General features: G+C 65.3%; 19 protein-coding genes and 1 pseudogene. 13 read left to right on the top strand and 7 right to left on the bottom strand.

What is annotated here, in order from left to right; all coding sequences use genetic code 11:
- Nucleotides 1-16: 16 nt before the first annotated feature.
- Nucleotides 17-1,870, top strand: coding sequence for a polyurethanase (locus tag ACIP0B_RS06985; RefSeq protein WP_400830754.1), 1,854 nt, complete (start codon nucleotides 17-19; stop codon nucleotides 1,868-1,870).
- Nucleotides 1,871-2,117: 247 nt separating this feature from the next.
- Nucleotides 2,118-2,498, top strand: a complete 381-nt coding sequence (locus ACIP0B_RS06990; RefSeq protein ID WP_400830756.1) for a hypothetical protein — start codon at nucleotides 2,118-2,120, stop codon at nucleotides 2,496-2,498.
- Nucleotides 2,499-2,542: 44 nt separating this feature from the next.
- On the opposite strand, the gene ACIP0B_RS06995 is transcribed toward ACIP0B_RS06990, so the two are convergent.
- Nucleotides 2,543-2,773: a YgdI/YgdR family lipoprotein gene (locus ACIP0B_RS06995; RefSeq protein WP_400830757.1), complete on the bottom strand. Its 231-nt coding sequence runs from the start codon at nucleotides 2,771-2,773 to the stop codon at nucleotides 2,543-2,545.
- 202 nt (nucleotides 2,774-2,975) lie between these two features.
- On the opposite strand from ACIP0B_RS06995, the gene ACIP0B_RS07000 reads away from it, so the two are divergent.
- From ACIP0B_RS07000 to ACIP0B_RS07015, 4 genes and pseudogenes are all read left to right on the top strand, one after another.
- The gene (locus tag ACIP0B_RS07000) at nucleotides 2,976-4,628 is read left to right on the top strand and encodes a VRR-NUC domain-containing protein (RefSeq protein WP_400830759.1); all 1,653 of its coding nucleotides are present in this window, start codon (nucleotides 2,976-2,978) and stop codon (nucleotides 4,626-4,628) included.
- The gene (locus ACIP0B_RS07005; protein ID WP_400830760.1) at nucleotides 4,625-6,925 is read left to right on the top strand and encodes a helicase C-terminal domain-containing protein; all 2,301 of its coding nucleotides are present in this window, start codon (nucleotides 4,625-4,627) and stop codon (nucleotides 6,923-6,925) included. The genes ACIP0B_RS07000 and ACIP0B_RS07005 overlap by 4 nt, the downstream gene beginning before the upstream one ends.
- A gap of 193 nt (nucleotides 6,926-7,118) precedes the next feature.
- Nucleotides 7,119-7,697, top strand: a pseudogene (locus ACIP0B_RS07010) (zeta toxin family protein); the annotation flags it as partial.
- A gap of 90 nt (nucleotides 7,698-7,787) precedes the next feature.
- Nucleotides 7,788-9,326: a PAS domain S-box protein gene (locus tag ACIP0B_RS07015; RefSeq protein ID WP_400830762.1), complete on the top strand. Its 1,539-nt coding sequence runs from the start codon at nucleotides 7,788-7,790 to the stop codon at nucleotides 9,324-9,326.
- Nucleotides 9,327-9,468: 142 nt separating this feature from the next.
- Here ACIP0B_RS07015 and ACIP0B_RS07020 read toward each other — a convergent pair whose 3' ends face one another.
- Nucleotides 9,469-9,948 (bottom strand): DUF1348 family protein, encoded by a 480-nt coding sequence (locus ACIP0B_RS07020; protein ID WP_400830764.1) that lies wholly within the window; start codon nucleotides 9,946-9,948, stop codon nucleotides 9,469-9,471.
- Nucleotides 9,949-10,000: 52 nt separating this feature from the next.
- Nucleotides 10,001-10,567, bottom strand: coding sequence for a TetR/AcrR family transcriptional regulator (locus ACIP0B_RS07025; RefSeq protein ID WP_400830841.1), 567 nt, complete (start codon nucleotides 10,565-10,567; stop codon nucleotides 10,001-10,003).
- A 270-nt stretch (nucleotides 10,568-10,837) separates the two neighbouring features.
- On the opposite strand from ACIP0B_RS07025, the gene pssA reads away from it, so the two are divergent.
- Nucleotides 10,838-12,181 carry a CDP-diacylglycerol--serine O-phosphatidyltransferase gene (gene pssA, locus ACIP0B_RS07030; protein ID WP_400830765.1) on the top strand — a complete coding sequence of 448 codons (1,344 nt, stop codon included), beginning with the start codon at nucleotides 10,838-10,840 and terminating at the stop codon, nucleotides 12,179-12,181.
- A gap of 226 nt (nucleotides 12,182-12,407) precedes the next feature.
- Here pssA and efeO (ACIP0B_RS07035) read toward each other — a convergent pair whose 3' ends face one another.
- Genes efeO (ACIP0B_RS07035) through efeU form a run of 4 tightly spaced genes read right to left on the bottom strand, consistent with a single transcriptional unit; the run spans nucleotide 12,408 to nucleotide 16,634 of the window.
- Complete coding sequence (gene efeO, locus ACIP0B_RS07035) at nucleotides 12,408-13,232, bottom strand: iron uptake system protein EfeO (protein ID WP_400830767.1); 825 nt, start codon at nucleotides 13,230-13,232, stop codon at nucleotides 12,408-12,410.
- Between the two features lie 20 nt (nucleotides 13,233-13,252).
- Nucleotides 13,253-14,557, bottom strand: a complete 1,305-nt coding sequence (gene efeB / locus ACIP0B_RS07040; RefSeq protein WP_400830769.1) for an iron uptake transporter deferrochelatase/peroxidase subunit — start codon at nucleotides 14,555-14,557, stop codon at nucleotides 13,253-13,255.
- A gap of 17 nt (nucleotides 14,558-14,574) precedes the next feature.
- Nucleotides 14,575-15,774: an iron uptake system protein EfeO gene (gene efeO / locus ACIP0B_RS07045; protein WP_400830771.1), complete on the bottom strand. Its 1,200-nt coding sequence runs from the start codon at nucleotides 15,772-15,774 to the stop codon at nucleotides 14,575-14,577.
- Between the two features lie 8 nt (nucleotides 15,775-15,782).
- Nucleotides 15,783-16,634 carry an iron uptake transporter permease EfeU gene (efeU, locus tag ACIP0B_RS07050; RefSeq protein ID WP_400830772.1) on the bottom strand — a complete coding sequence of 284 codons (852 nt, stop codon included), beginning with the start codon at nucleotides 16,632-16,634 and terminating at the stop codon, nucleotides 15,783-15,785.
- Between the two features lie 441 nt (nucleotides 16,635-17,075).
- Between efeU and ACIP0B_RS07055 the strand changes: the two genes are divergently transcribed.
- The 6 genes from ACIP0B_RS07055 to ACIP0B_RS07080 all read left to right on the top strand — a co-directional run bounded on the left by ACIP0B_RS07055 (nucleotide 17,076) and on the right by ACIP0B_RS07080 (nucleotide 23,925).
- On the top strand, nucleotides 17,076-18,092 hold the full coding sequence (locus tag ACIP0B_RS07055; RefSeq protein ID WP_400830773.1) for an AraC family transcriptional regulator: 1,017 nt from the start codon (nucleotides 17,076-17,078) through the stop codon (nucleotides 18,090-18,092).
- Nucleotides 18,093-18,281: 189 nt separating this feature from the next.
- Nucleotides 18,282-19,946: an AMP-binding protein gene (locus ACIP0B_RS07060; RefSeq protein WP_400830775.1), complete on the top strand. Its 1,665-nt coding sequence runs from the start codon at nucleotides 18,282-18,284 to the stop codon at nucleotides 19,944-19,946.
- A 16-nt stretch (nucleotides 19,947-19,962) separates the two neighbouring features.
- A complete protein-coding gene (locus tag ACIP0B_RS07065) occupies nucleotides 19,963-20,724 on the top strand; it encodes an SDR family NAD(P)-dependent oxidoreductase (protein WP_400830777.1) in 762 nt (253 codons plus the stop codon).
- A gap of 12 nt (nucleotides 20,725-20,736) precedes the next feature.
- On the top strand, nucleotides 20,737-21,930 hold the full coding sequence (locus ACIP0B_RS07070) for an acetyl-CoA C-acyltransferase (RefSeq protein WP_400830778.1): 1,194 nt from the start codon (nucleotides 20,737-20,739) through the stop codon (nucleotides 21,928-21,930).
- A gap of 79 nt (nucleotides 21,931-22,009) precedes the next feature.
- Nucleotides 22,010-23,137, top strand: coding sequence for an acyl-CoA dehydrogenase (locus ACIP0B_RS07075; protein ID WP_400830780.1), 1,128 nt, complete (start codon nucleotides 22,010-22,012; stop codon nucleotides 23,135-23,137).
- A 14-nt stretch (nucleotides 23,138-23,151) separates the two neighbouring features.
- Entirely contained in the window at nucleotides 23,152-23,925 is a 774-nt protein-coding gene (locus tag ACIP0B_RS07080) for an enoyl-CoA hydratase (RefSeq protein ID WP_085583085.1), read from the top strand.
- Nucleotides 23,926-24,434: the final 509 nt, after the last annotated feature.

Below are 24,434 nucleotides of genomic sequence, written 5' to 3' on the forward strand. Positions count from 1 at the left end.
AAGAGAGGCAACAGCAATGGGTGTGTATGACTACAAGAACTTCAGTACGGCGGAATCCAAGGCGCTGTTCAGCGATGCCATGGCCATTACGCTGTACTCCTACCATAACCTCGACAACGGCTTCGCCGTGGGTTACCAGCAGAACGGCTTCGGCATCGGCCTGCCGCTGACGCTGATCAAGGCGCTGGTCGGCGGCACCGATTCGCAAGGGGTGATTCCCGGCATCCCCTGGAACCCGGATTCGGAAAAGGCCGCGCTGGACGCGGTGAAGAAGGCCGGCTGGACACCCATCACCGCCTCGCAGTTGGGCTACGACGGCAAGACCGACGCCCGGGGAACCTTCTTCGGCGAAAAGGCCGGCTACACCAGCGCCCAGGTGGAGATCCTCGGCAAATACGACGCCCAAGGCCACCTCACGGAAATCGGCATCGCCTTTCGCGGCACCAGCGGCCCCCGTGAAATCCTCCTGCGCGACTCCATCGGCGATGTGATCAACGACCTGATGGCGGCGTTCGGGCCCAAGGACTACGCGAAGAACTACGTCGGCAATGCGTTCAACGATCTGCTCGCCGATGTGGTGGCATTCGCCAAGGCCAACGGCCTGACCGGCAAGGACGTGCTGGTCAGCGGCCACAGCCTGGGCGGGCTGGCGGTCAACAGCCTGGCGGACCTGAGCGGCGACAAGTGGGGCGGGTTCTTCAAGGACTCCAACTACATCGCCTACGCCTCGCCGACCCAGAGCAGCACCGACAAGGTGCTCAACATCGGCTACGAGAACGACCCGGTGTTCCGCGCGCTGGACGGATCGTCCTTCACCGGCGCCACCCTGGGCGTGCACGATGCGCCGAAGGAATCGACCACCGACAACATCGTCAGCTTCAACGACCACTACGCCTCCACCGCGTGGAACCTGCTGCCGTACTCGATCGCCAACATCCCGACCTGGATCTCGCACCTGCCCACCGCCTACGGCGACGGCATGAACCGGATCATGGAGTCGAAGTTCTATGACCTGACCAGCAAGGACTCGACGATCATCGTCGCCAACCTGTCGGATCCGGCGCGGGCCAACACCTGGGTGCAGGATCTGAACCGCAACGCCGAAACCCACAAGGGCAGCACCTTCATCATCGGCAGCGACGGCAATGACCTGATCCAGGGCGGCAGCGGCAACGACTACCTGGAAGGCCGCGCCGGCAACGACACCTTCCGCGACGGCGGCGGCTACAACATCCTGCTCGGCGGCGCGGGCAACAACACCCTCGACCTGCAGCAGTCGGTGAGCAAGTTCACCTTCGCCAACGACGGCGCCGGCAACCTGTACGTGCGCGACGCCAACGGCGGCATCAGCATCACCCGCGACATCGGCAGCATCGTCACCAAGGAGCCGGGGTTCCTCTGGGGCCTGTTCAAGGACGACGTGACCCACACGGTGACCGCCGACGGCCTGAAGGTGGGCGGCAACGTCACGCAATACGCGTCGAGCGTGAAGGGCGGCGCCGGCGCCGATACGCTCAAGGCGGGCGCCGGCGGCAGTTGGCTGTTCGGCCAGGACGGCAACGACCACCTGATCGGCGGGGCGGGCAACGACGTGTTCGTCGGCGGCGCCGGCAACGACCTGATGGAGTCGGGGGGCGGGGCGGATACGTTCCTGTTCAACGGCGCATTCGGGCAGGACCGGGTGGTGGGCTTCACGGGCAACGACAAGCTGGTGTTCCTCGGCGTCCAGGGCGTGCTGCCCAACGAGGACTTCCGCGCCCATGCCACCGCCGTGGGGCAGGACACGGTGCTGAAGTTCGGCGGGGATACGGTGACGCTGGTGGGGGTGTCGCTGAACAGCCTCAGCGCTGACGGCATCGTCATCGCCTGACCGCCGGAAACCCTGTGGCGAGGGAGCTCGCTCCCGCTGGGGCGCGCAGCGGCCCCTCTTGATAGGGACTGCTTTGCAGTCCAGCGGGAGCAAGCTCCCTCGCCACAGGCGTCATCACTGACACATCGAAAGTGACCTGCTGGCCATTTCCTGACTCAAACCCCTGCACCAACAGGAACGCGGCACTAAATCCTGCGCACGCGCAGTCGTCATTTAGAAGCCGCCATCGAGTACAGGAGATTCAAACGTGAAACGTTTCAAGGGGTATGTCGCAGTTGCGGGCATGGCGCTGGTGACGGCCCAGGCCTGGGCCGATCTGCCTCACAGCTCGATTCTGAGCCGTTACGGGGTCAGCACCGACGAGTTGCCGGCACCGGCCAAGACCGAGCCCGCCAAACCCGTCGAAGAGAAAAGCCGCTTTCAGCTCCAGCCGGAGCAACCGTTCGTGACCGTGCGCCTGGGCGACGGCAAGCCGCCTCAAGAGACCACCGGCAACCTCAGCATCGACAGCATGGCCCGTCAGGACCTTGAGCGCTGCCAGCGCATGCAGGCCGAAGTGGCCCGGCGCGGCGGGCAATACAGGCCTTGCGACGGCAGTCTGCCGGGGACGATGCCCCTGCCGCAGTAAGCGATGTCCGGGAGCTGCCGCGACGGCAGCTCCACCCGGGCCGGTCAGTCCTGCTTGCGCACCGTGGCCACTTCATCGCCGCGCACCTTGATTTTGGCGCCGGAGATGTCCTCGAACTCATAGAAGCCGTCCTTGGTCTTGGTCTCCGGCATGTCCTTGGTCAGGTACTGGGTGCCGTTCTGCAGCGTCACCACCGTCGGGGTCGAACAGCCGGCCAGCGCCAGCAGTGCCGCGACCATCACCGATGCGCCCAGCCGATTGATTTTGATGCCCATCTTTCACGTCCTCGCTTGATTCATTCAAACCGCTGTCGGTCTTCTAACGCGGTTGGTGCCGTCGAGCCCGGAAAAGTTCGATGGACGGGCGAAAAAATCCCGTCGGCGTCCGCCATTGATCCTTTTCCGTTTGCGCCGGGTGCGCCCAAACTGGTATCTGTACGCATAACCAGTATCCGCCATCGACGGCCCCGACCTCACCGTGACTGCCAATCCCCTCGACGATCCGTTCTATTACCTTAACAACTTTCGGCAAGTGCTTGATTGGCTTGAGCTTCGTTATGCCGACGTGATGGACGACACGGAACACGCGTTCATCAGCGGCTTCAAGGCGCTGCCGCAGGCGTCCCAAGGCCTGCTGGTGCGGCTGGTGATGCGCAAGGGCGTGCATTTCCGGGCCGGCAAGCTCGCCTATGCGGAGATCGGCGACATCGGCGAGGCGGCGCAAACGCTGCTGGAGCGGGGCTGGCTCGACGAACGCGCGCCCCTGTCGATGGCCGAGCTGTTCGACGTGCTGCTCAAGGATGAAATCCTGCACGCCTTCAGCCCCTTCATCGATCAACCGAAGGGCAAGAAAGCCGACTGGCTGGCGGCGCTGCACGAGCGTTTACCCGAAACCCGTCCTTTGCGCGACTGGTGTCCCGAGCTGGACGAACGCCTGTTCAGCCTCACCGTGATGGCCCTGTGCGACCGCCTGCGCCTGATGTTCTTCGGCAACCTGTATCAGGACTGGTCAGAGTTCGTGCTCGCCGACCTCGGCATCTACACCTACGAAAAGGTCGAGCTCAGCGCCGATTCCCGGGGCCTGCGCAGCCGGGCCGACGTCGATGCCTGCCTGTTCCTGCATGACTGCCAGCAGCGTTTCGAGACCGGCGAGCCTTGGGAATCCATCGTCGGACAGCTTGCCGACACGGCGTTCGACAACCCGTGGCTGCAACGCCGGCGCGCCAAGCTGCTGTTCCAGATCGCCCAGCATTGCGAACGCCTCGGGGAGTTTGCCCAGGCCTTGGGCATCTACCGCGACAGCGGGTATCCCGGTGCGCGGCTGCGGACAGTGCGGGTGCTGGAGCGCTGCGGCGAACATGGCCTGGCGCTGGAACTGGGCACGCTCGCCGAACAGTCACCGGAAAGCGCCGCCGAAGCGCAGGGGCTGCAACGGATGCTGCCGAGGCTGCGGCGCAAGCTGGGCGGCCCGCCGGTCAAGCGGGGGACGGCCAGGCCCGTCGAGCGCCTCGACCTGCACCTGCCGCGCCTCGACCCGACGCTGTCGGTCGAGCAGTGCGTCCAGCTGCACCTGCACGAAGACGAGGGCCCGGTGCACTACGTGGAAAACAGCCTGGTCAACTCGCTGTTCGGCCTGCTGTGCTGGCCGGCGATCTTCGCGCCGTTGCCGGGAGCGTTCTTCCACCCGTTCCAGCGCGGCCCGGCGGACCTGCACCATGAGGATTTCCAGCCCCGCCGCGCCGAGCTGTTCCAGGCCTGCCTGGCCGAACTCGACGACGGGCGCTACATCGAAACGATCCGCGCGCGCTTCGTCGCCAAGTGGGGCATCCAGTCGCCGTTCGTGTTCTGGGGCGCAATGACCGAAGAGCTGCTGGAGCAGGCGCTGGCCTGCCTGCCCGCCGAACACCTGCGGCACTGGTTCGACCGCCTGCTGCTGGACATCAAGGCCAACCGCGCCGGCATGCCCGACCTGATCCAGTTCTGGCCACGGCAAAAGGCCTACCGGATGATCGAAGTCAAAGGCCCCGGCGACCGCTTGCAGGACAACCAGCTGCGCTGGCTGGAGTTCTGCGACCGGCACCGGATGCCGGTGGCGGTCTGCTACGTGCAGTGGCAGGAGCCGGGCGCGTGAGCTACAGCATCGCGGTGCGGGCGCTGTGCGAGTTCACCGCCAAGTGCGGCGACCTCGACCTGCGCTTCACGCCGTCGCCGACCGCACAGGAAGGCATTGCCGGCCACCGCACCGTCGCGTCCCGCCGCAGCGACGACTATCAAAGCGAAGTGTCGCTGGAAGGCGAGTTTCGCCACCTGAAGGTCAAGGGCCGGGCGGACGGCTACGATCCGGCGCAGAACCGCCTGGAGGAGGTCAAGACCTTCCGGGGCGACCTGGCCAAGCAGCCGCCCAACCATCGCCTGCTGCATTGGGCCCAGGCCAAGGTCTACGGCTGGCTCATGTGCCGCAAGCTCGGGCTCGCGCAGATCAACCTCGCGCTGGTGTACTTCGACATCGTCAGCGAAAGGGAAACCTGCCTGGTCGAGCCGTTCAGCGCCGACGACCTGCAGCGGTTCTTCGAGGCGCAGTGCGGCCTGTTCCTGCGCTGGGCCGAACAGGAACTGGCCCACCGCGAGGCCCGCAACCTCGCAGCCCAGCGGCTGAGCTTTCCCCACGCCGACTTCCGGCCGGGCCAGCGGCACCTGGCCGAGTCGGTGTTCAAGGCCGTCAGCACCGGCCGCTGCCTGATGGCCCAGGCGCCCACCGGCATCGGCAAGACCCTCGGCACCCTGTTTCCGATGCTCAAGGCGCTGGCGCCGCAGCAGTTGGACAAGGTCTTTTTCCTCACCGCCAAGACCCCGGGACGGCAACTGGCGCTGGACGCGGCGCAGGTGCTGATCGAGCGCAGCCAGGCCCTGCCGTTGCGGGTGCTGGAAATGGTCGCGCGGGACAAGGCCTGCGAGCATCCGGACAAGGCCTGCCATGGCGAGTCCTGCCCGTTGGCCCAGGGGTTCTACGACCGTCTGCCGGCGGCGCGGCAAGCGGCCAGCCGATTGAGCCTGCTGGATCAGGCGGCGCTCCGCGAGGTCGCCCGGCAGCACACGGTCTGCCCTTACTACCTGAGCCAGGAAATGGCCCGCTGGGCTGACGTGGTCGTCGCGGACTACAACTACTACTTCGATTTCAGCGCGCTGCTGTTCGGTCTGGCCCAGCTCAACCAGTGGAAAGTCGCGGTGCTGGTGGACGAGGCGCACAACCTGGTCGAGCGCGGACGGCAGATGTACAGCGCAAGCCTCGATCAGGCCAGCCTCGACAGCGTGCGCAAGACCGCCCCGCAAGCGCTGAAAAAAGCGTTGCAGCGGGTCGGCCGCGAATGGAACGCTCTGCACAGCGTCCAGACGGCGCCGTACCAGGCCTACGACAAAGTGGGGGAAAAGCTGCTCCAGGCCATTTCGCTGTGCTGCGCGGGCATCGGCGATTACCTCAACGATCACCCGCAGGGGCTCGACCGCGGCCTGCAGGACTTCTACTTCGAGATGCTCCAGTTCGGCCGGGTGGCGGAGCTGTTCGACGCGCATTACCTGTTCGACATCAGCAAACGCGACCTCGACCGCAAGCGCCCGCGCTCGCAGCTGTGCCTGCGCAACGTGGTGCCTGCGGCCTTCATCGGCCCGCGCCTCTGCGCTGCCCGCGGCGCCGTGCTGTTTTCCGCGACGCTCGCCCCGCGCCGGTTCTACGCCGATCTGCTCGGCACCCCGGCCGACACGGTGTCGATCGACGTCGAATCGCCGTTCTGCGCCGAACAGTTGCAGGTGCGGATCGAGAGCCGGATTTCCACGCGGTTCAACCACCGCCAAGCGTCCTTGGCGCCGATCACCGAACTGATCGCCCGCCAGTTCGGCGAGCGTCCGGGCAACTACCTGGCGTTCTTCAGCAGCTTCGACTACCTGCAACAGGTGGCGCAGCTGCTGGCCGAGCGGCACCCGCACATCCCGCAATGGCAGCAGTCGCGGGGCATGGCCGAAGACCGGCGCCAGGCGTTTCTCGACCGCTTCACGGCCCAGGGGCAGGGCATCGGTTTCGCCGTGCTGGGGGGCGCGTTCGGTGAAGGCATCGACCTGCCGGGCGCTCGCCTGATCGGCGCGTTCATCGCCACCCTGGGGCTGCCGCAGCTCAACCCGGTGAACGAGCAGATGAAGCGGCGCATGGCGGCGGTGTTCGGCGCCGGCCATGACTACGTCTACCTGTTTCCCGGTGTGCAGAAGGTGGTGCAGGCCGCCGGGCGGGTGATCCGCACCCAAGAGGACCGCGGCGTGGTGACGCTGATCGACGACCGGTTCGCCGAAGCCCGGGTCCGGCAATTGCTGCCGCAGTGGTGGGCGCTCGACGCCTCTGAGGACGCGCCTGCAAAAGCCCTTGAACCTGTAGGTCGTTGACCCTCTCATCTGTGTGCTATGGAGCAGGGTGTGTAGGAGTTATCATCAATAAAATCAAAGAGATACCCAGTAAAGCTTTTGGCTTTGAAAATGTCGCAGACATCAGGCCTTATCGGTGCCGTCACCCACGACAGAACCTTGATAAGGAAATCAATGCCATGTCCGAACTTGCGACCTATGGTTCGAGGCAGCCTTCACCGGCCGGTATTCCATGATCGTGGAGTGCGCCTTCGACGACATCGACTTTGCGAAGCTGCCGGCCTTCGCCGCGGCCGCTGGCTACCGGATCGAAGCGCACATCGTCGCCTGCAGCCTGCCGTTCGCGTTCATCTCAGGGGTCAGGCGGGCATTCAGGAGCCTTGAGAAACAGGAGCTGGAGCGGTTTGTGCGGCCGTCGGGCCTGCGTTCGAGCCTGGGCAATTCCCACGCGGTGCTCTTTGCCCTGGAAAGCGCGGCCAAAACGGTCGACGGGTCGCAGATCCACCTGTACGAACGGGGCCTGGGCGCCCTCAATGACCGTGTGCTGCGCCGGCAAAGCACCTACCGCCTGGATGAGTCCAAACAACTCACGGAGACCGCCATGCTCGAACCCTACCGCTACAGAGACTACGAGCAGATCAGCGGCAATACGGTCAACACGCCGGCCGAACGCGACGAAATGATCAGGGAATGCCACCTGGCCCTGAGCAAGACGGCCGGGCATGCGGACCTGGTTCCGACGTTCGTCTACAACGCACTTCACGCCCGAATCGTGAAGCACGTCTACCGCTGACCGCATTCGGGGGCGTCGAACCGCACGGGCCGCTACTCAATCGCGCGGTTTGACGCATACTCCTGAGAGTCACGACGGGTGTGTGAGCCGATGAGCGAAAATTTCAGCAAGAATTCGATCAGTGAGGAAACGCGTTTTCGCCTGTTGATCGATGCGGTGGTCGACTACGCGATCTACATGATCGACCCCCACGGCATCATCACCAGCTGGAACTCCGGCGCCAAGCGCTTCAAGGGGTACGAGAAGGCGGAGATCCTCGGTGAGCACTTCTCGCGGTTCTACACCGAGCGCGACCGCGCTGCCGGGTTGCCGCAGCGCGCGCTCGACACCGCCATCCGCGAGGGGCGGTTCGAGGGCGAAGGCTGGCGTGTGCGCAAGGACGGCACGCAGTTCTGGTGCCATGTGGTGATCGATCCGATCTTCAGCCCCGGCGGGCAGTTGCTCGGTTTCGCCAAGATCACCCGCGACCTGACGGATCGCAAGAAGGCCCAGGAGGCCCTGGAGAAAACCCGCGAAGCGCTGTTCCAGGCGCAGAAGATGCAAGCCATCGGCCAGCTGACCGGCGGCATCGCCCACGACTTCAACAACCTGCTGACGGTGATCCTCGGCAACCTGGAGATCGTGCGCAAACGGGTGGGGGATGACCCGAAGGTCAGCCGCCTGCTGGAGAACGCCACCGAGGGCGTGTTGCGCGGCGTATCCCTGACCCAACGCATGCTGGCGTTCGCCCGTCGTCAGGAGCTCAAGACTGAGCCGGTGGACGTGGCCGCGCTGATCCAGGGCATCACCGGCCTGTTGCGCAGCTCCCTGGGGCCGGGCATCCGGATCGAGACCCGCTTTGCGCAGGGGCTCGATCCGGTGATGGCCGATGTCAACCAGTTGGAACTGGCGGTGCTGAACCTGGCCACCAACGCCCGCGATGCGATGCCGGAAGGCGGCAGCGTGATCATCAGCACACGGCCGGAGGTCGTGCTGGAGCATGCGCAAGCCCCGGTGGTGGCCGGGCGGTATGTGTGCCTGAGTTTCGCCGACAGCGGCGAAGGCATGGACGATGCGACGCTGGCGTCGGCCAAGGATCCGTTCTTCACCACCAAAGGGCTCGGCAAAGGGACGGGGCTGGGGTTGTCGATGGTGCACGGGCTCGTCGAGCAACTGGGCGGGCGGTTCGTGCTCAAGAGCGAAAAGGGGCAGGGCACCACCGCCGAGCTCTGGTTGCCGGTGGCCGATGACGCAGTGGCCGGCAAGCCGCCAGCCTGCGCTGAGGATTCGCCGGCGCTCACGCGGCTGCGCGTGTTGGTGGTGGACGACGACAGTCTGGTGCTCACCAGCACGACGCTGCTGCTGGAGGACCTGGGCCACCGGGTGATCGGCGTGACGTCCGGGGCGCAGGCGCTGGCGCTGTTCGATCAGGGGGAAGTCATCGACCTGATGATCACCGACATGGCCATGCCGACCATGACCGGCGCGCAACTGGCCCATGCGGTGCGGGTGCTCAAGCCCGACCTGCCGATCGTCCTCGCCACCGGCTATGCCGAGCGCCTGGAGGGGTTTGCGGCGCAATTGCCGCGGCTGTCGAAACCCTTCACCCAGGTCAACCTGCTGGAGATCATCGCCCGGTCGATGAAGTAAGGCGCATGCGCCGCCCATGGCGGGTCAGCAGCATTGCACTCGGCAGCGGGCAGGGCTGTAAGCCTCGTGCGCCGGTTCAGCTTTTCTCGACGGCAAACGCCCCGTCAGGGACGGGGCGCCGTTTCGTCAAGGCTGCGCGGGCTTACAGGCCCAGTTCCGAGAGGCCCGGATGGTCATCCGGACGCCGGCCCAACGGCCAGTGGAACTTGCGTTCGCTTTCCTTGATCGGCATGTCGTTGATGCAGGCGTAGCGGTTGAACATCAGGCCGTTCTCATCGAACTCCCAGTTTTCGTTGCCGTAGGAGCGGAACCAGTTGCCCGAGTCGTCGTGCCATTCGTAGGCGTAGCGCACGGCGATGCGGGTGTCGGAATACGCCCAGAGCTCCTTGATCAGGCGGTAATCCAGTTCCTTGGCCCATTTGCGGGTCAGGAAAGCCTTGGCTTCGGCGCGGTTGTGGGCGAACTCGGCGCGGTTGCGCCATTGCGTGTCCAGGGTGTAGGCCAGCGACACGCGTTCCGGGTCGCGGGAATTCCAGCCATCTTCGGCCAGACGGACTTTCTCGATGGCCGATTCACGGTTGAATGGCGGCAGTGGCGGACGAACTTCGGCTGCAGTAGACATAAGTGTCTCCCGATCAATTAACAGTTAAACAACTTGTCGGCTTGTTTCGGTGTTACAGGTCCAATAACTTCCGCGCCATGCATTGCGCATTATCGGCGGCACTGTGATCACCCATCACAAGCGCTACGGTAATGGCGCCGTCGATCAGGATCAGCAACTGCCTGGCCAGACGTTGCGGATCCTCGGTGCCATGTTCGGTGCACAGCTCGCACAGGTAGTCGAGCAGTTTCTGTTTGTGGTCCTTGGCGACCTGGCGCACCGGATCCTCGGGATCGCCGGTCTCGCCGCTGGTGTTGATGAAGGCGCAGCCCCGGAAACCTTCGGAGGCGAACCAGCCCTTGAGCACGGTGAACAGATTGAGCAGGCGGTCGGCCGGGGTCTCGGCCTGGTCCACCGCGCTTCTGTACCAGTGCATCCAGCGCACGTCGCGGCGCTGCAGGGCGGCGACGGTGAGCTCCTCCTTGTTGGCGAAGTAGCGGTAGATGCTCTTTCTGGAGACACCGGCGGTCTTCACCAGAAGATCCATGCCGGTGGCGGCGATGCCACTTTTGTAGATCAACTTTTCGGTGACATCCAGGATGATGTCGCGGGTCGTGTCGTTGCTATTGAGTTCGTTCATGCGGCGTACAGTAGAACGATCGTTCTCCTTGGTCAAGAAGATATTTTGTGAATCTTCTCGATCGTTTTGGCGGATCGTCCCGGGCACAGGGGTGAGGTTCTTGTTCTGTGGCGCTTTCATTGACGCCATCGCCAGCAGGCTGGCTCCCACAGGAGGTCTTCGCTGAGCGCATCATTTGCTGCGAAGCGGTCTTTACAGACACTCACAAGACCCGGCCGAACCGATGGTGTAAGCTCTCGGGTTCTTCGGATTCGACCCATAGCGAGCCCTATGCCGTTGCTTTTCAAACGCTCCCTGCTGCCCAAGTTGCGCAGCTTTCCGCTGACCGCCGAGGCCGTGACCATCCTGTCCGGCGCTGCCGAGTTCCGCCGTTGCCTGCTGGAGAAGATTGCCCAGGCGACCCAGCGCATCTACATCGTCGCGCTCTATCTGCAGCACGATGAGGCCGGCCAGGAAATCCTCGATGCCCTGCATGCCGCCAAGCTCAAGCGCCCCGAGCTCGAGATCGCCGTGGTGGTCGACTGGCTGCGCGCCCAGCGCGGGCTGATCGGCGCCGGCAAGCAGCCGGGCAACGCAGCGTGGTATCAGGAGATGACCCGCACCCGCCAGAGCACGGTGCCGATCTACGGTGTGCCGGTGCAGACCCGCGAGCTGTTCGGCGTGCTGCACCTCAAGGGCTTCGTGATCGACGACAGCGTGGTGTACAGCGGCGCGAGCCTGAACAACGTCTACCTGCACAAGTTCGACAAGTACCGTTTCGACCGCTATCACCTGCTGAACAGCCGTGAACTGGCGGATTCGATGCACCACCTGGTCAAGCACGGCCTGATCGAGTCGAAGGCCGTGCACCGCCTGGACCTGCCGAAACTGCCGACCACGCGCAGCCTGCGCAACGACATCGGCGACCTGCGCAGCCGCCTCAAGCATGCGGCCTACGACACCACGGCCGGCAGCACCGAACGCACCGGGCTGTCGGTCAGCCCGTTGCTGGGGGTGGGCAAGAACAACCCGCTGAACCGGGTGATCCTGGAGCTGATCGCCAGCGCCCAGCGCCAGCTGACCATCTGCACGCCGTACTTCAACCTGCCGCTGGGCGTGGTTCGGGAGATCAACCGGGCGCTGGCCCGCGGGGTGAAGATCGACATCGTGGTGGGCGACAAGACCGCCAACGACTTCTACATCCCGCCGAGCGAGCCGTTCAAGGTGATCGCGGCGCTGCCGTACCTGTACGAAATCAGCCTGCGGCGGTTCGCCAAGCGCCATCAGCGCCAGATCGACAGCGGCCAGCTGAACCTGCACCTGTGGCGCGAGGGCGACAACAGCTATCACCTCAAGGGCATGTGGATCGACGAGCGCCGTACGTTGCTGACCGGCAACAACCTCAACCCGCGGGCGTTCCGTCTTGACCTGGAAAACGCGCTGCTGATCGACGATCCGAAGGGGGAGTGGCTGCAGCCGCGGCAGCAGGAGCTGGACAACATCATGCGCCACACCACGCGGATCGCGCATTTCCAGCGCCTGGAAGCCTTGCCGGACTACCCGGCCGGGGTGGCCAAGTTCCTCAAGCGCGTGAGCCGGGTGCGGGTGGAGCGCCTGCTGTACCGCATTCTGTAGCGCCCCACAAAGGCCCGTTCACCCCAGCTTTTTGTGGGGTGGCTTGCGGACTGCGGGGATCCTTTGTGGGAGCCAGCCTGCTGGCGATGGCGGCAGCGAGAGCGCCGCACAGCCGAGGTGGACGCTATCGCCGGCAGGCTGGCGCCCACAGGGATCTGCGTACGACGCAGATCCAATGTGGGAGCGGGCCTACCCGCGACAGGGCCCTTCAGAACACTGCAAAAACTCAGTTCAGGCCAAGCTTTCCGCGCAACGTGGAAAGGTCTTCCGCCAGGGTATTGACCGGCCCCACCAGCGCCTTGCGGTCGCTCTCTTTTACCTTGTCATAAGTCTCGAACCCACCGTCCTTGGTGCGGTACTTGGCCAGGATCTTGTCCACGGTCGCAAAGTTCTTGTCGACCTTGGCCACGAACGCCTTGTCCTGCTTCTCGATCTGCGGACGGAACAGGTCGACGATTTTCTTCGCGCCGTCGATGTTGCCCTGGAAGTCGTACAGGTCGGTGTGGCTGTAGCGGTCTTCCTCACCGGACACCTTGGTCGCGGCCACTTCCTCCAGCAACCCGGCCGCGCCGCCCACCACTTTCTCCGGCGGGAAGGTCAGGCCGGCGACGCGGGCCTGCAGGTCCTTGACGTCCTTGTTCAGGCCGTCCGCCAAGGCGTCCAGGCCTTCGGTGCTTTTCTCGGAGAACAGCGAGTACTCGATGCGGTGGAAGCCGGTGAAGTCTTCGGCCTTCACGCCTTTTTCGTGGTCGTCCACGCGGGAGTCGATGGAGGCGTCGAGGTCGCTGAACAGCTCGGCGATCGGCTCGATCGACTCGTAGAACACGCGGGTCGGCGCGTAGAGCTTCTGCGCGGTGGCCAGATCGCCTTTCTTCACCGCGTCGGTGAACTGCTGGGTGTGGCTGGCCAGCTCATCCAGTTGCTCGGTGACGTAGATCTTGTAGTCCGACACCGGACCTACCAGATCCAGCGGCGCGGTCTCGGCGAAGGCCGAAAGCGGGGTGTTGAGCAGACCTAAGGTCAGCAGTAACGCGAGAGGCGTTTTTTTCATGGGAACGGCGGCTCCTGTTGCTATGCAGTTGTTTTTGGATGGGCAGCGTTGAGCAGCGAGCGACCGATGAAGTCCTTGTCGCCCGTCACACCCGGCAGGGTGAAGAAGTAACCGCCGCCGACCGGCTTGAGGTATTCCTCCAGCGGCTCGCCGTTGAGGCGGGTCTGCACGGTGATGAAGCCTTTTTCCAGGTCGGCCTGGTAACAGATGAACAGCAGGCCCATGTCGAGCTGGCCGTTCTTGTTCACGCCGTTGGAGTAGTTGAACGGCCGGCGCAGGATCAGGTTGGCCTGGGTGGCGGCGGTGCGTGGGTTGGCCAGGCGGATGTGGGCGTCGAGCTTGGTCAGCTTGCCTTGCGGATCCTGGCTGTAGTCCGGCACTTCGGTCTCATGGTGGGCGCCTATCGGGGCGCCGGTGGTCTTCACGCGGCCGATGATGCTTTCCTGTTCCTGCAGCGGCGTGCGGTCCCAGCGCTCGACGAAATTGCGGATGATCCGCACCGCCTGATAGCTGCCGTGGGCGGCCCAGGCCGGTTCGTCGCTGCCCGGCTGCACCCAGACGATGCGATCCATGACGCCGGCGTCGGTGGAGTCGGGGTTGGCCGAGCCGTCGCGAAAGCCCAGGAAATTGCGCGCCGACTGCGCGGGCGCGCCGGGTTTCGCCGGGGCCTGGGGCGGTACGCTGCCTTCTTGCTTCCAGCGCACCAGCAGCAGGTCCGGCAGGTTTTTCACGATGTCGCGCAGGGCGTGGATGTTGGTGTCGGCGGTGTTGGAGCAGAACTGCAGACTCAGGTCGCCGTGGCAGCAGTCGGCCTCCAGCGCGTCGTTGGGGAAACCGACCATGCGTATCAGCCGCTTGGGTTTGAGGCTGGCGAGGCCGAAGCGCTCGTCGAACAGCGATTCGCCCACCGACACGGTGACGGTCAGGTTGTCCGGCGTCACCACCGGCCCGAGGATGCCGGAGTCCAGCGGCGGCAGCTTCGGGTCGACCTGCGCCACCGGGCCGCCCTTCATCAGGAACGCGATGCGTTCGTTGAGCGTGCGGAACAGGCGCTCCAGGTCGTCGCGGTCGGTGGCCAGCACGTCGAACGCCACCAGCATGCCGGCGACCGGGCGCGGCGTGACGATGCCGGTCTGGTGCACGCCATGAAAGTCGTGGCGCTCCTGGGTCTTGTCGCTGCTCGGCGCCTCGGTCACTTGCGCAGGTTCGGCCGCGGCGGCCATCGCCGGGCAGCTCAGGGCGGATCCGGCCAGCGCGACGCCGGCGGCGCCCATGCCCATCAGCAGGCGGCGGCGTTGCAGGTTGAGGTCTTCTGAATCATTCATCTCTAATGGTCTTCTGCTTACAGGCCGGAGAGGCCGAGGGCGGGGTCAATGGCGTCGAGGGTGTCGGCCAGGGTCTTGGCCTTGTCGGCGAGCTGCTTGCGCTTTTCGCCGCTGACGGTGTCGTAGCGGACGTAGGCGCCATCGGCCTTCAGGCCGTTGAGCTCGGCGTCGACGTCCGCGAGCGCGCCGTCGATCTTGGGCAACAGGTCGGCGGCGGATTTGGCCAGCATCGGGCGCAGCAGATCGATGACCTTGCGGGCGGTCTCGACATTGGCCGCGAACCCGTTGAGGTCGCTGTGGCTGTAGCGTTCCTCTTCGCCGCTGGCCGCGCGCACGTCGGCCAGGGTGTTGAGGTTGCGCACCACGACTTCCACCAGTTGCTCCGGCGGCAGCGACTGGGCCAGCAGCTGCAGCTTGAGCGTGGTCACGTCCTCCAGCAGCCGCTTGACCACCGGCGTCAGGCCGTCGAGTTTGCGCTGCTGGAAGAGCCCGTACTCCAGGCGATGGAACCCGGTGAAGCCCGGATCCTGCTCGCGCTTCTCGAAATAGTCGGCGCGGGCGTTGATGGCGTTGTCCAGCTCGCCAAGACGCTGGGCAGCCGGGGCCAGGCGCTGATAGGCGGCGCGGGCCGGCAGGTACAGCGCCTGGGCCTGGGCGAGGTCGCCGCTGTCGATGGCTTGACCCAACGCCTTGACGGCCTTGATCAACGCGCTGCTCTGCATGGCCACGTACACACGGAACTCCGACAGCGGCCCGACGAACGCGACCATCGACGGCTTGGCCTTGGCGGCGGCCTCGGAGGCGGCGGTGGGCGTCACGGTCAGCGTTCCGCGCGGATTGCTGAGCAGGCCGCAGGTGATGGTGTAGGCGCCGGGCGCAAGGTTGGCGTTGATCACCTGGCTCAGGCCCGGCGCGATGTTTTCGCGCTCCTCGATCACCAGCACGCCGCTGAGGATCTCCCATTCCACCGCCCGGTCGGAGCGGTTGACGATGCGGAAGCTGGAATGGCCGGCAGGCACGGTCAGTTCATTCGGCTCGCAGCTGCGCGGATGAATGTTGACCACCACTTCGTCGTGGTTGAGCTGACGCTTGGCCGCCGCCATCTTCGAGGCGTAGTAGAACAGGCCGCCGGCGGCGATCATCACGATCACCGAGCCGGCCACCGCCCAGCGCAAGGCGCGGGGAGGAGAGGCCTGAAGTGTGGTTGGCTTTGACATGAAGGCCCTTACTGGCTGGAGACTGAAGGTGATTTGTCGACGGACTTGGGCACGGCGGCGGCCGCCGGGTAGAAGAACACCGCCAGCGCCACCGTCAGATAGATCACATACGCGCCGAGGGTGCTGACGGTCGGCGCATCCTGATAGCCGAACATGCCGGCGAGCACCGAACCCACCGGGCCGTCCATCGGCAATGTCTCGCTGACGTCGAACAGTACGGTCTGCAAGTGGTTCCACAGCCCGGCCTCATGCAGGGCCTGCACCGAGTTGGCGAGGATCCCGGCGGCGACCACGAGGATGAACAGCCCGGTCCAGCGGAAAAACGCCGAGAGGTTCAGGCGCATGCTGCCGGTGTAGATCAGGAAGCCGACGACAACGGCCAGGATCAGGCCGAGCAGGGCGCCGATCGGCGCGGCCGGGCCTTCGCTCTGCTGGAACACCGCGAGCAGGAAGAACACGGTTTCCAGGCCTTCGCGGGCGACGGCGAAAAACACCATGGCGATCAGCGCGATGACCTGGTGCTTGGAGGCGGTCAGGGCCTGATCGAGGGAGGCCTGCAAGGAATGCTTGATCGAGCGCGCCACCTTGCGCATCCAGAACACCATGGAACTGAGGATGCCCACGGCCACCAGGCCGACCACGCCTTCGAACAGTTCCTGTTGCTTCTGCGGAAATTCGGCGCTGACCAGTTCCAGGCCACCGCCCACCAGCAAGGCCAGCGCCGCGGCGAGAAACACGCCGATCCACACGGCGGGCATCCACTGGCCACGGCCGGTCTGTTGCAGGTAGCTGGCGATGATGCCAACGATCAGCGCGGCTTCGATGCCTTCGCGCAACATGATCAGAAAAGGGACGAGCATTCGGTGTCCATGGGGTCGGGAAATGTGGTTACAAGTTGTAACATAATGAAATTCATTCTCACATGGCATCCGTTGACATTTACCTGAACCTTAGCTGAACAACCTGTTTTTGCATGGCTGGAGCAGCGCTCGCCACAGAACCTGCGCCGGGCCTATCGCTTGCAGATAAGCTCCAACAATGGTTTGGGGCGGCCGTTGATCCTGAATACATCAGCAATACCTGTGGGAGCTGGCTTGCCAGCGAAGGCGTCCTGTCTGCCACCCTTAATGCGGAAGGTGCCGGCCTCTTCGCTGGCAAGCCAGCTCCCACAGGGACTTGTGGAATCAACGGTTCAATGCAGGTTCGCCTGCCGGCGATGGTGGCGCCGCAGGAAATGTGCCGGGCCTGAGCGGCTGCGTTAAGATGCCGGCACTCGAACAACCACGGATCAGCCGCGTTCCATGTCGGAAAAAGACACCATCGCCATCCAGCTCGTGCGCGAGGCGTTGCAGCAAAGCTGTGCGCCGGGCCAGGCCACGGAAGAAGTGCTGAACAAGGTCGGTATCGCGCCGGCGCTGCTGCAATCCGAGGACGGACGTGTGCCGGCCTCCCAATACGCCAAGCTGTGGCGATTGCTGGCCCGGCGCGGCGATGACGAGTTCTTCGGCATGGATCCGCGCAAGCTCAAGTCCGGCAGCCTGGCGTTCCTCTGCCGCAGTGCGATGGCGCAGCCCAACCTCGCCATGGGACTGGCCAGCGGGCTGAGCTTCCTGTCGTTGATGCTGGAGAAGCTGCCGGCGCAACTGGTGCATCAGCAGAGCCTGGCGGAAATCGTCCTGCTGGAGGACGACCCCGAGCCGCGCCGGGCGTTCACCTATTTCACCTACTGGATGATCGTCCACGGCGTGGCCTGCTGGCTGGCCGGGCGGCGGATCCCGATCCTGTCCATCGAGCTGCGTTGCGCGCAGCCGGACTTCTGCGACGACTACCGGGTGATGTTCTCGCAGAACCTGCGCTTCGACCGGCCGCGCACCCGGATGATCTTCGCCGCCGACTGCCTGGACCTGCCGATCAAGCGCAGCGCCGATGAACTCAAGCGTTTCCTGGCCCACGCGCCGGCCAACATCCTGGTGAAGTACCGCGACCCGGAAAGCCTGGCCAGCCGGATCCGCCACGATCTGCGCCAGTTGCCCGCCGAACAGTGGCCGGAAACCGAAGCGCTGGCCCAGCAGTTGTGCATGTCGGCCTCGACCCTGCGCCGCCGGCTGGCGGAAGAGGGGCAGACCTGGCAGGGCCTCAAGGACGGGGTGCGCAAGGAACTGGCGATCGCCTGGCTGGCGGAGCCGTCGATCAGCTTCGCCGAGATCGCCGCGCGCCTGGGGTTTGCCGACGCCAGTTCGTTCTACAAGGCGTTCCGCAAGTGGTCGGGGAGCAATCCCGGACACTACCGCAGCCTGATCCTGAATGAGGCGGTCTGATCCGAACCCAGCAGTGAACGGACGGGCCGCATCGCCAGCAGGCTGACTCCCACAGGGTCGGCTGAGTCTTGGCCAAACCGGTCATCCATCTTGACGCCTTTGACCATTGCCGCGCCCCCTGTGCGGAGCGACTATCCCGGTGTTGTTTACGGTTCCCCAACCTAATAAGAACACAGAGGGATTCTGGCAATGCGCGATTACTTGTCCGCCACCGAACAGTTCAACTATCAGCACACCGTGGACGCCGCCCTCAGCGGCACGCTCGAGGCGCTCAACGCCTGTGTCGAATGCTGTGACCGTCACGCCTTGCCGGGTCGCATCGCGCTGTTCTGGGAAGGCCGCGACGGCTCCAGCGCGACCTACACCTTCAGCGACCTGCAGGATCAGGCCGCGCGCTTCGCCAATTTCCTGCTCGCCCAGGGCGTGCGCAAGGGCGACAGGGTCGCCGGCCTGCTGCCGCGCAACATCGAACTGCTCATCACCGTGTTCGCCACCTGGCGCATCGGCGCGGTGTACCAGCCGCTGTTCACCGCGTTCGGGCCCAAGGCCCTGGAACACCGCCTGAACAGCTCCGGGGCCAAAGTGGTGGTCACCGATGCGGTCAACCGGCCGAAGCTCGCCGAAGTCGACGGTTGCCCGACCGTGGTCACCGTCGGCGGGGCCAAGGGACAGGGCATCGTGCGGGGCGACTTCAGTTTCTGGGCCGAACTGGCCAACCATTCCGACGTCTGCGAACCGGTGCTGCTCAGCGGCGAAGACCCGTTCCTGCTGATGTTCACCTCCGGCACCACCGGCCCGTCCAAGGCGCTGTCGGTGCCGCTCAAGGCCATCGTCGCCTTCCAGAGCTACACCCGCGACGCCGTGGACCTGCGCCCGGAAGACGCATTCTGGAACGTGGCCGATCCGGGCTGGGCCTACGGCATCTATTTCGGCGTCACTGGGCCGTTGTCGATGGGGCACCCGATCACGTTCTACGACGGTCCCTTCACCCTCGAAAGCACCTGCCGGGTGATCAACAAGCTCGGCATCACCAACCTGACCGGGTCGCCGACCGCGTACCGTCTGCTGATCGCCGGCGGCGACGAGTTCGCCAAGTCGATCAAGGGCAAGCTGCGCATCGTCAGCAGCGCCGGCGAACCGCTGAACCCTGAGGTGATCCGCTGGTTCGCCGACAACCTGGGCGTGGTCATCCACGACCATTACGGTCAGACCGAACTGGGCATGGTGCTGTGCAACCACCATGGCCTGGAGCACCCGATCCACCTGGGCGCCGCCGGCTTCGCCTCGCCGGGCCACCGCATCGTGGTGCTCGACGAGCAGAACAACGAACTGGGCACCGGCCAGCCCGGCATCCTCGCCATCGACCGCGACCGTTCGCCGATGTGCTGGTTCGCCGGCTACGAAGGCGCGCCGACCAAAGCCTTCGTCGGCCACTACTACCTGAGCGGCGACACCGTGGAGTGGAACCCCGACGGCAGCATCAGCTTCGTCGGCCGCAGCGACGACGTGATCACCACGTCCGGCTACCGGGTCGGTCCGTTCGATGTGGAAAGCGCGCTGATCGAGCACCCGGCGGTGATCGAGGCGGCGGTGGTCGGCAAGCCCGATCCGGAACGCACCGAGCTGGTCAAAGCCTTCGTGGTGCTCAACCCGCAGTACCGCGCCGAACCTGCGTTGGCCGAGGAACTGCGCCAGCACGTGCGCAAGCGCCTGGCCGCGCACTCGTACCCCCGTGAAATCGAATTCGTCAGCGACTTGCCCAAGACCCCGAGCGGCAAGTTGCAGCGCTTCATCCTGCGCAACCAGGAAATCGCCAAGGCTCAAGAGGCCGCGGCGAAAAACGTTTCAGCTTGAATCCAAGGAAACCGTCATGCAGATCGAGAACAAGGTATTTATCGTCACTGGCGGCGCGTCCGGCCTGGGGGCCGCCACCGCCGAATCGCTGGTCAAGGCCGGCGCCAAAGTGATGCTGGTGGACATGAACGCCGAAGCCGTGGCCGCCCAGGCCGAGCGCCTCGGCGCCCACAGCGTGGTGGCGGACATCAGCGACGAGGCCGCCGCCGAAACCGCGGTGCAGGCCACGGTGAAAGCGTTCGGCAGCCTCAACGGGCTGGTCAACTGCGCCGGCATCGTGCGCGGCGAGAAGATCCTCGGCAAGAACGGCCCGCACGCCCTGGCCAGCTTCAGCCAGGTGATCAACGTCAACCTGATCGGCAGCTTCAACATGCTGCGCCTGGCCGCTGCGGCGATTGCCGAGAGCGAAGCCAACGCCGACGGCGAACGCGGGGTGATCATCAACACCGCGTCGGTCGCCGCGTTCGACGGCCAGATCGGCCAGGCCGCGTACTCGGCCTCCAAAGGCGCGATCGCCAGCCTGACCTTGCCCGCCGCCCGCGAACTGGCGCGTTTCGGCATCCGCGTGATGACCATCGCCCCGGGCATCTTCGAGACCCCGATGATGGCCGGCATGACCCCGGAAGTGCGCGACTCCCTGGCCGCCGGCGTGCCGTTCCCGCCGCGCCTGGGCAAGCCTGCCGAGTACGCCGCGCTGGTTCGGCATATCATTGAGAACAGCATGCTCAACGGCGAGGTGATCCGTCTCGACGGCGCCTTGCGCATGGCCGCCAAGTAAGGAGGATTTGTCATGACCACCGCCAACGATCCGATCGTCATCGTCAGCGCCGTCCGCACCCCGATGGGCGGCTTCCAGGGCGAACTGAAAAGCCTCACCGCGCCGCAGCTGGGCGCCGCGGCCATCAAGGCCGCCGTCGAACGCGCCGGCATCAAGGCCGATGCCGTCGATGAAGTCCTGTTCGGCTGCGTGCTGCCCGCCGGCCTCGGCCAGGCCCCGGCGCGCCAGGCCGCGCTGGGCGCCGGGCTGAACAAGTCGACCCGCTGCACCACCGTCAACAAGATGTGCGGCTCCGGCATGGAGACCACCATCCTGGCCCACGACATGCTCGTGGCCGGCAGCGCCGACGTGGTCATCGCCGGCGGCATGGAAAGCATGTCCAACGCGCCGTACCTGCTCGACCGCGCCCGCAGCGGCTACCGCATGGGCCACGGCCGGGTACTGGACTCGATGTTCCTCGACGGCCTTGAGGACGCCTACGACAAGGGCCGCCTGATGGGCACCTTCGCCGAGGACTGCGCCGAGACCAACGGCTTCACCCGCGAGGCTCAGGACGCCTTCGCCATCGCCTCGACCACCCGCGCCCAGCAGGCGATCAAGGACGGCGCCTTCAAGGACGAGATCGTTCCGCTGACCGTGACCGTCGGCAAGGAACAGGTGGTGATCAGCAACGACGAGCAGCCGCCCAAGGCCAAGCTGGACAAGATCGCCTCGCTCAAGCCGGCGTTCCGCGAGGGCGGCACCGTGACGGCGGCCAACTCCAGCTCGATCTCCGACGGCGCGGCGGCGCTGGTGCTGATGCGCCAGTCCCAGGCGCAGACGCTGGGCCTCAAGCCGCTGGCGGTGATCCACGGCCACTCGGCGTTCGCCGACACGCCGGGCCTGTTCCCGGTGGCGCCCATCGGTGCGATCAAGAAACTGATGAAGAAAACCGGCTGGTCCCTGGAGCACGTCGACCTGGTGGAAGTCAACGAGGCCTTCGCCGTGGTCGGCATGGCCGCCATGACCCATCTGGAGATCCCCCACGAGAAGCTCAACGTCCACGGCGGCGCCTGCGCCCTGGGCCACCCGATCGGCGCGTCCGGCGCGCGGATCCTGGTGACGCTGATCTCGGCCCTGCGCCAGAGAGGCCTGAAGCGCGGCGTGGCGGCGATCTGCATCGGCGGCGGCGAAGCCACGGCGATGGCCGTGGAATGCCTCTACTGATCGCCAGGCCCCAACCCCTGTAGGAGCCAGCCTGCTGGCTCCCACACGAAGCAGTCGGTGTGATTTTTAAGGATTCACCATGATTCCCAACGAAGACCAACAACAGATCCGCGACATGGCCCGGCAGTTCGCCGAGGAACGGCTCAAGCCGTTCGCCGCCGAGTGGGACCGCGAGCACCGTTTCCCCAAGGAAGCCATCGGCGAAATGGCCGGTCTGGGCTTCTTCGGCATGCTGGTGCCGGAGCAGTGGGGCGGTTGCGACACCGGTTACCTGGCCTATGCCATGGCCCTGGAAGAGATCGCCGCCGGCGACGGCGCCTGCTCGACGATCATGAGCGTGCACAACTCGGTGGGCTGCGTGCCGATCCTCAAGTTCGGCAACGACGACCAGCGCGAACGCTTCCTCAAGCCGCTGGCCAGCGGCGAGATGCTCGGCGCCTTCGCCCTGACCGAGCCCCAGGCCGGCTCCGACGCCAGCAGCCTGAAGACCCGGGCGCGGCTGGAAGGCGACCACTACGTGCTCAACGGCTGCAAGCAGTTCATCACCTCCGGGCAGAACGCCGGGGTCGTGATCGTGTTCGCGGTGACCGATCCGGGGGCCGGCAAGCGCGGCATCAGCGCGTTCATCGTGCCCACTGACTCGCCGGGCTACAGCGTCGCGCGGGTCGAGGACAAGCTCGGCCAGCACGCCTCCGACACCTGCCAGATCCTCTTCGAGGACGTGAAGGTGCCGGTGGCCAACCGTCTGGGCGAAGAGGGCGAGGGCTACAGGATCGCCCTGGCCAACCTGGAAGGCGGACGCATCGGCATCGCTTCGCAATCGGTGGGCATGGCCCGCGCCGCGTTCGAGGCCGCCCGTGACTACGCCCGCGAGCGCGACAGCTTCGGCAAGCCGATCATCGAGCACCAGGCCGTGGCCTTCCGCCTGGCGGACATGGCCACCCAGGTCGCCGTGGCCCGGCAGATGGTGCATTACGCCGCCGCCCTGCGCGACAGCGGCCAGCCGGCGCTGGTCGAGGCGTCGATGGCCAAGCTGTTCGCCTCGGAAATGGCCGAGAAGGTCTGCTCGATGGCGCTGCAGACCCTCGGCGGTTACGGTTACCTCAACGACTTCCCGCTGGAGCGCATCTACCGCGACGTGCGGGTCTGCCAGATCTACGAAGGCACCAGCGACATTCAGCGCATGGTCATTTCGCGCAATCTTTGAGAAGGAATCTGCACATGAGCTACGAAACGATCCTGTTGGAAACCCATGGCCGCGTCGGCCTGATCACCCTGAACCGGCCGCAGGCGCTGAATGCCCTGAACGCGCAGCTGGTCAGCGAAGTGAACCGTGCCCTGGACGGTCTGGAAGCCGATGCGAACATCGGCTGCATCGTCATCACCGGTTCGAAGAAAGCCTTTGCCGCCGGTGCCGACATCAAGGAAATGGCCGAGCTGACCTACCCGCAGATCTATATGGACGATCTGTTCAGCGACAGCGACCGCGTGGCCAACCGGCGCAAGCCGATCATCGCGGCGGTGAACGGTTTCGCCCTGGGCGGCGGCTGTGAGCTGGCGCTGATGTGCGACTTCATCCTGGCCGGCGACAACGCGAAGTTCGGCCAGCCGGAAATCAACCTCGGCGTGCTGCCGGGCATGGGCGGCACCCAGCGCCTGACCCGTGCGGTGGGCAAGGCCAAGGCCATGGAAATGTGCCTGAGCGGCCGCCTGATCGGCGCCGAAGAGGCCGAGCGCTGCGGCATCGTGGCGCGCATCGTGCCGAGCGACGAACTGCTGGATGAGGCGCTGAAGGTCGCGGCGGTGATCGCCAGCAAGTCGCTGCCGATTGCGATGATGGTCAAGGAAAGCGTCAACCGCGCCTTCGAAGTGAACCTGACCGAAGGCGTGCGCTTCGAGCGCCGGGTGTTCCACGCGGCGTTCGCCACCCACGACCAGAAAGAAGGCATGGCGGCGTTCATCGCCAAGCGCGAGGCCGAGTTCAAGGGCCAGTGAGGCGGTGGCGCTGCTGACGTAATCGCTGGCCAGTCGAATCGTCGCACTGTAGCTCCCACAGGGTCTGTGCCGATCACATCATCTGTGAAAGATCCAGTTCGCTGCGGGAGCTGCACCACAAATCCCCTGTGGGAGCCAGCCTGCTGGCGATAGCGGCGTGTCAGCCAGCAGAGATGTCGATGACCCACCGTCATCGCCAGCAGGCTGGCTCCCACCGTTAACCGGGTCGTTCACCGATGATGTGCCAGGCACAAGTCCTGTGGGAGCGGGCTTGCCCGCGATGGCGAAGTGTCAGCCGACAGAAATGTCGATGACCCACCGCCATCGCCAGCAGGCTGGCTCCCACCGTTAACCGGGCCGTTCACCGATGATGTGCCAGGCACAAGTCCTGTGGGAGCGGGCTTGCCCGCGATGGCGAAGTGTCAGCCGACAGAGATATCGATGACCCACCGTCATCGCCAGCAGGCTGGCTCCCACCGTTAACCGGGCCGTTCACCGATGATGTGCCA

It is taken from the genome of Pseudomonas sp. NPDC089534 (genome assembly GCF_044749305.1).
Taxonomy (GTDB): Bacteria; Pseudomonadota; Gammaproteobacteria; order Pseudomonadales; family Pseudomonadaceae; genus Aquipseudomonas; species Aquipseudomonas ekonensis.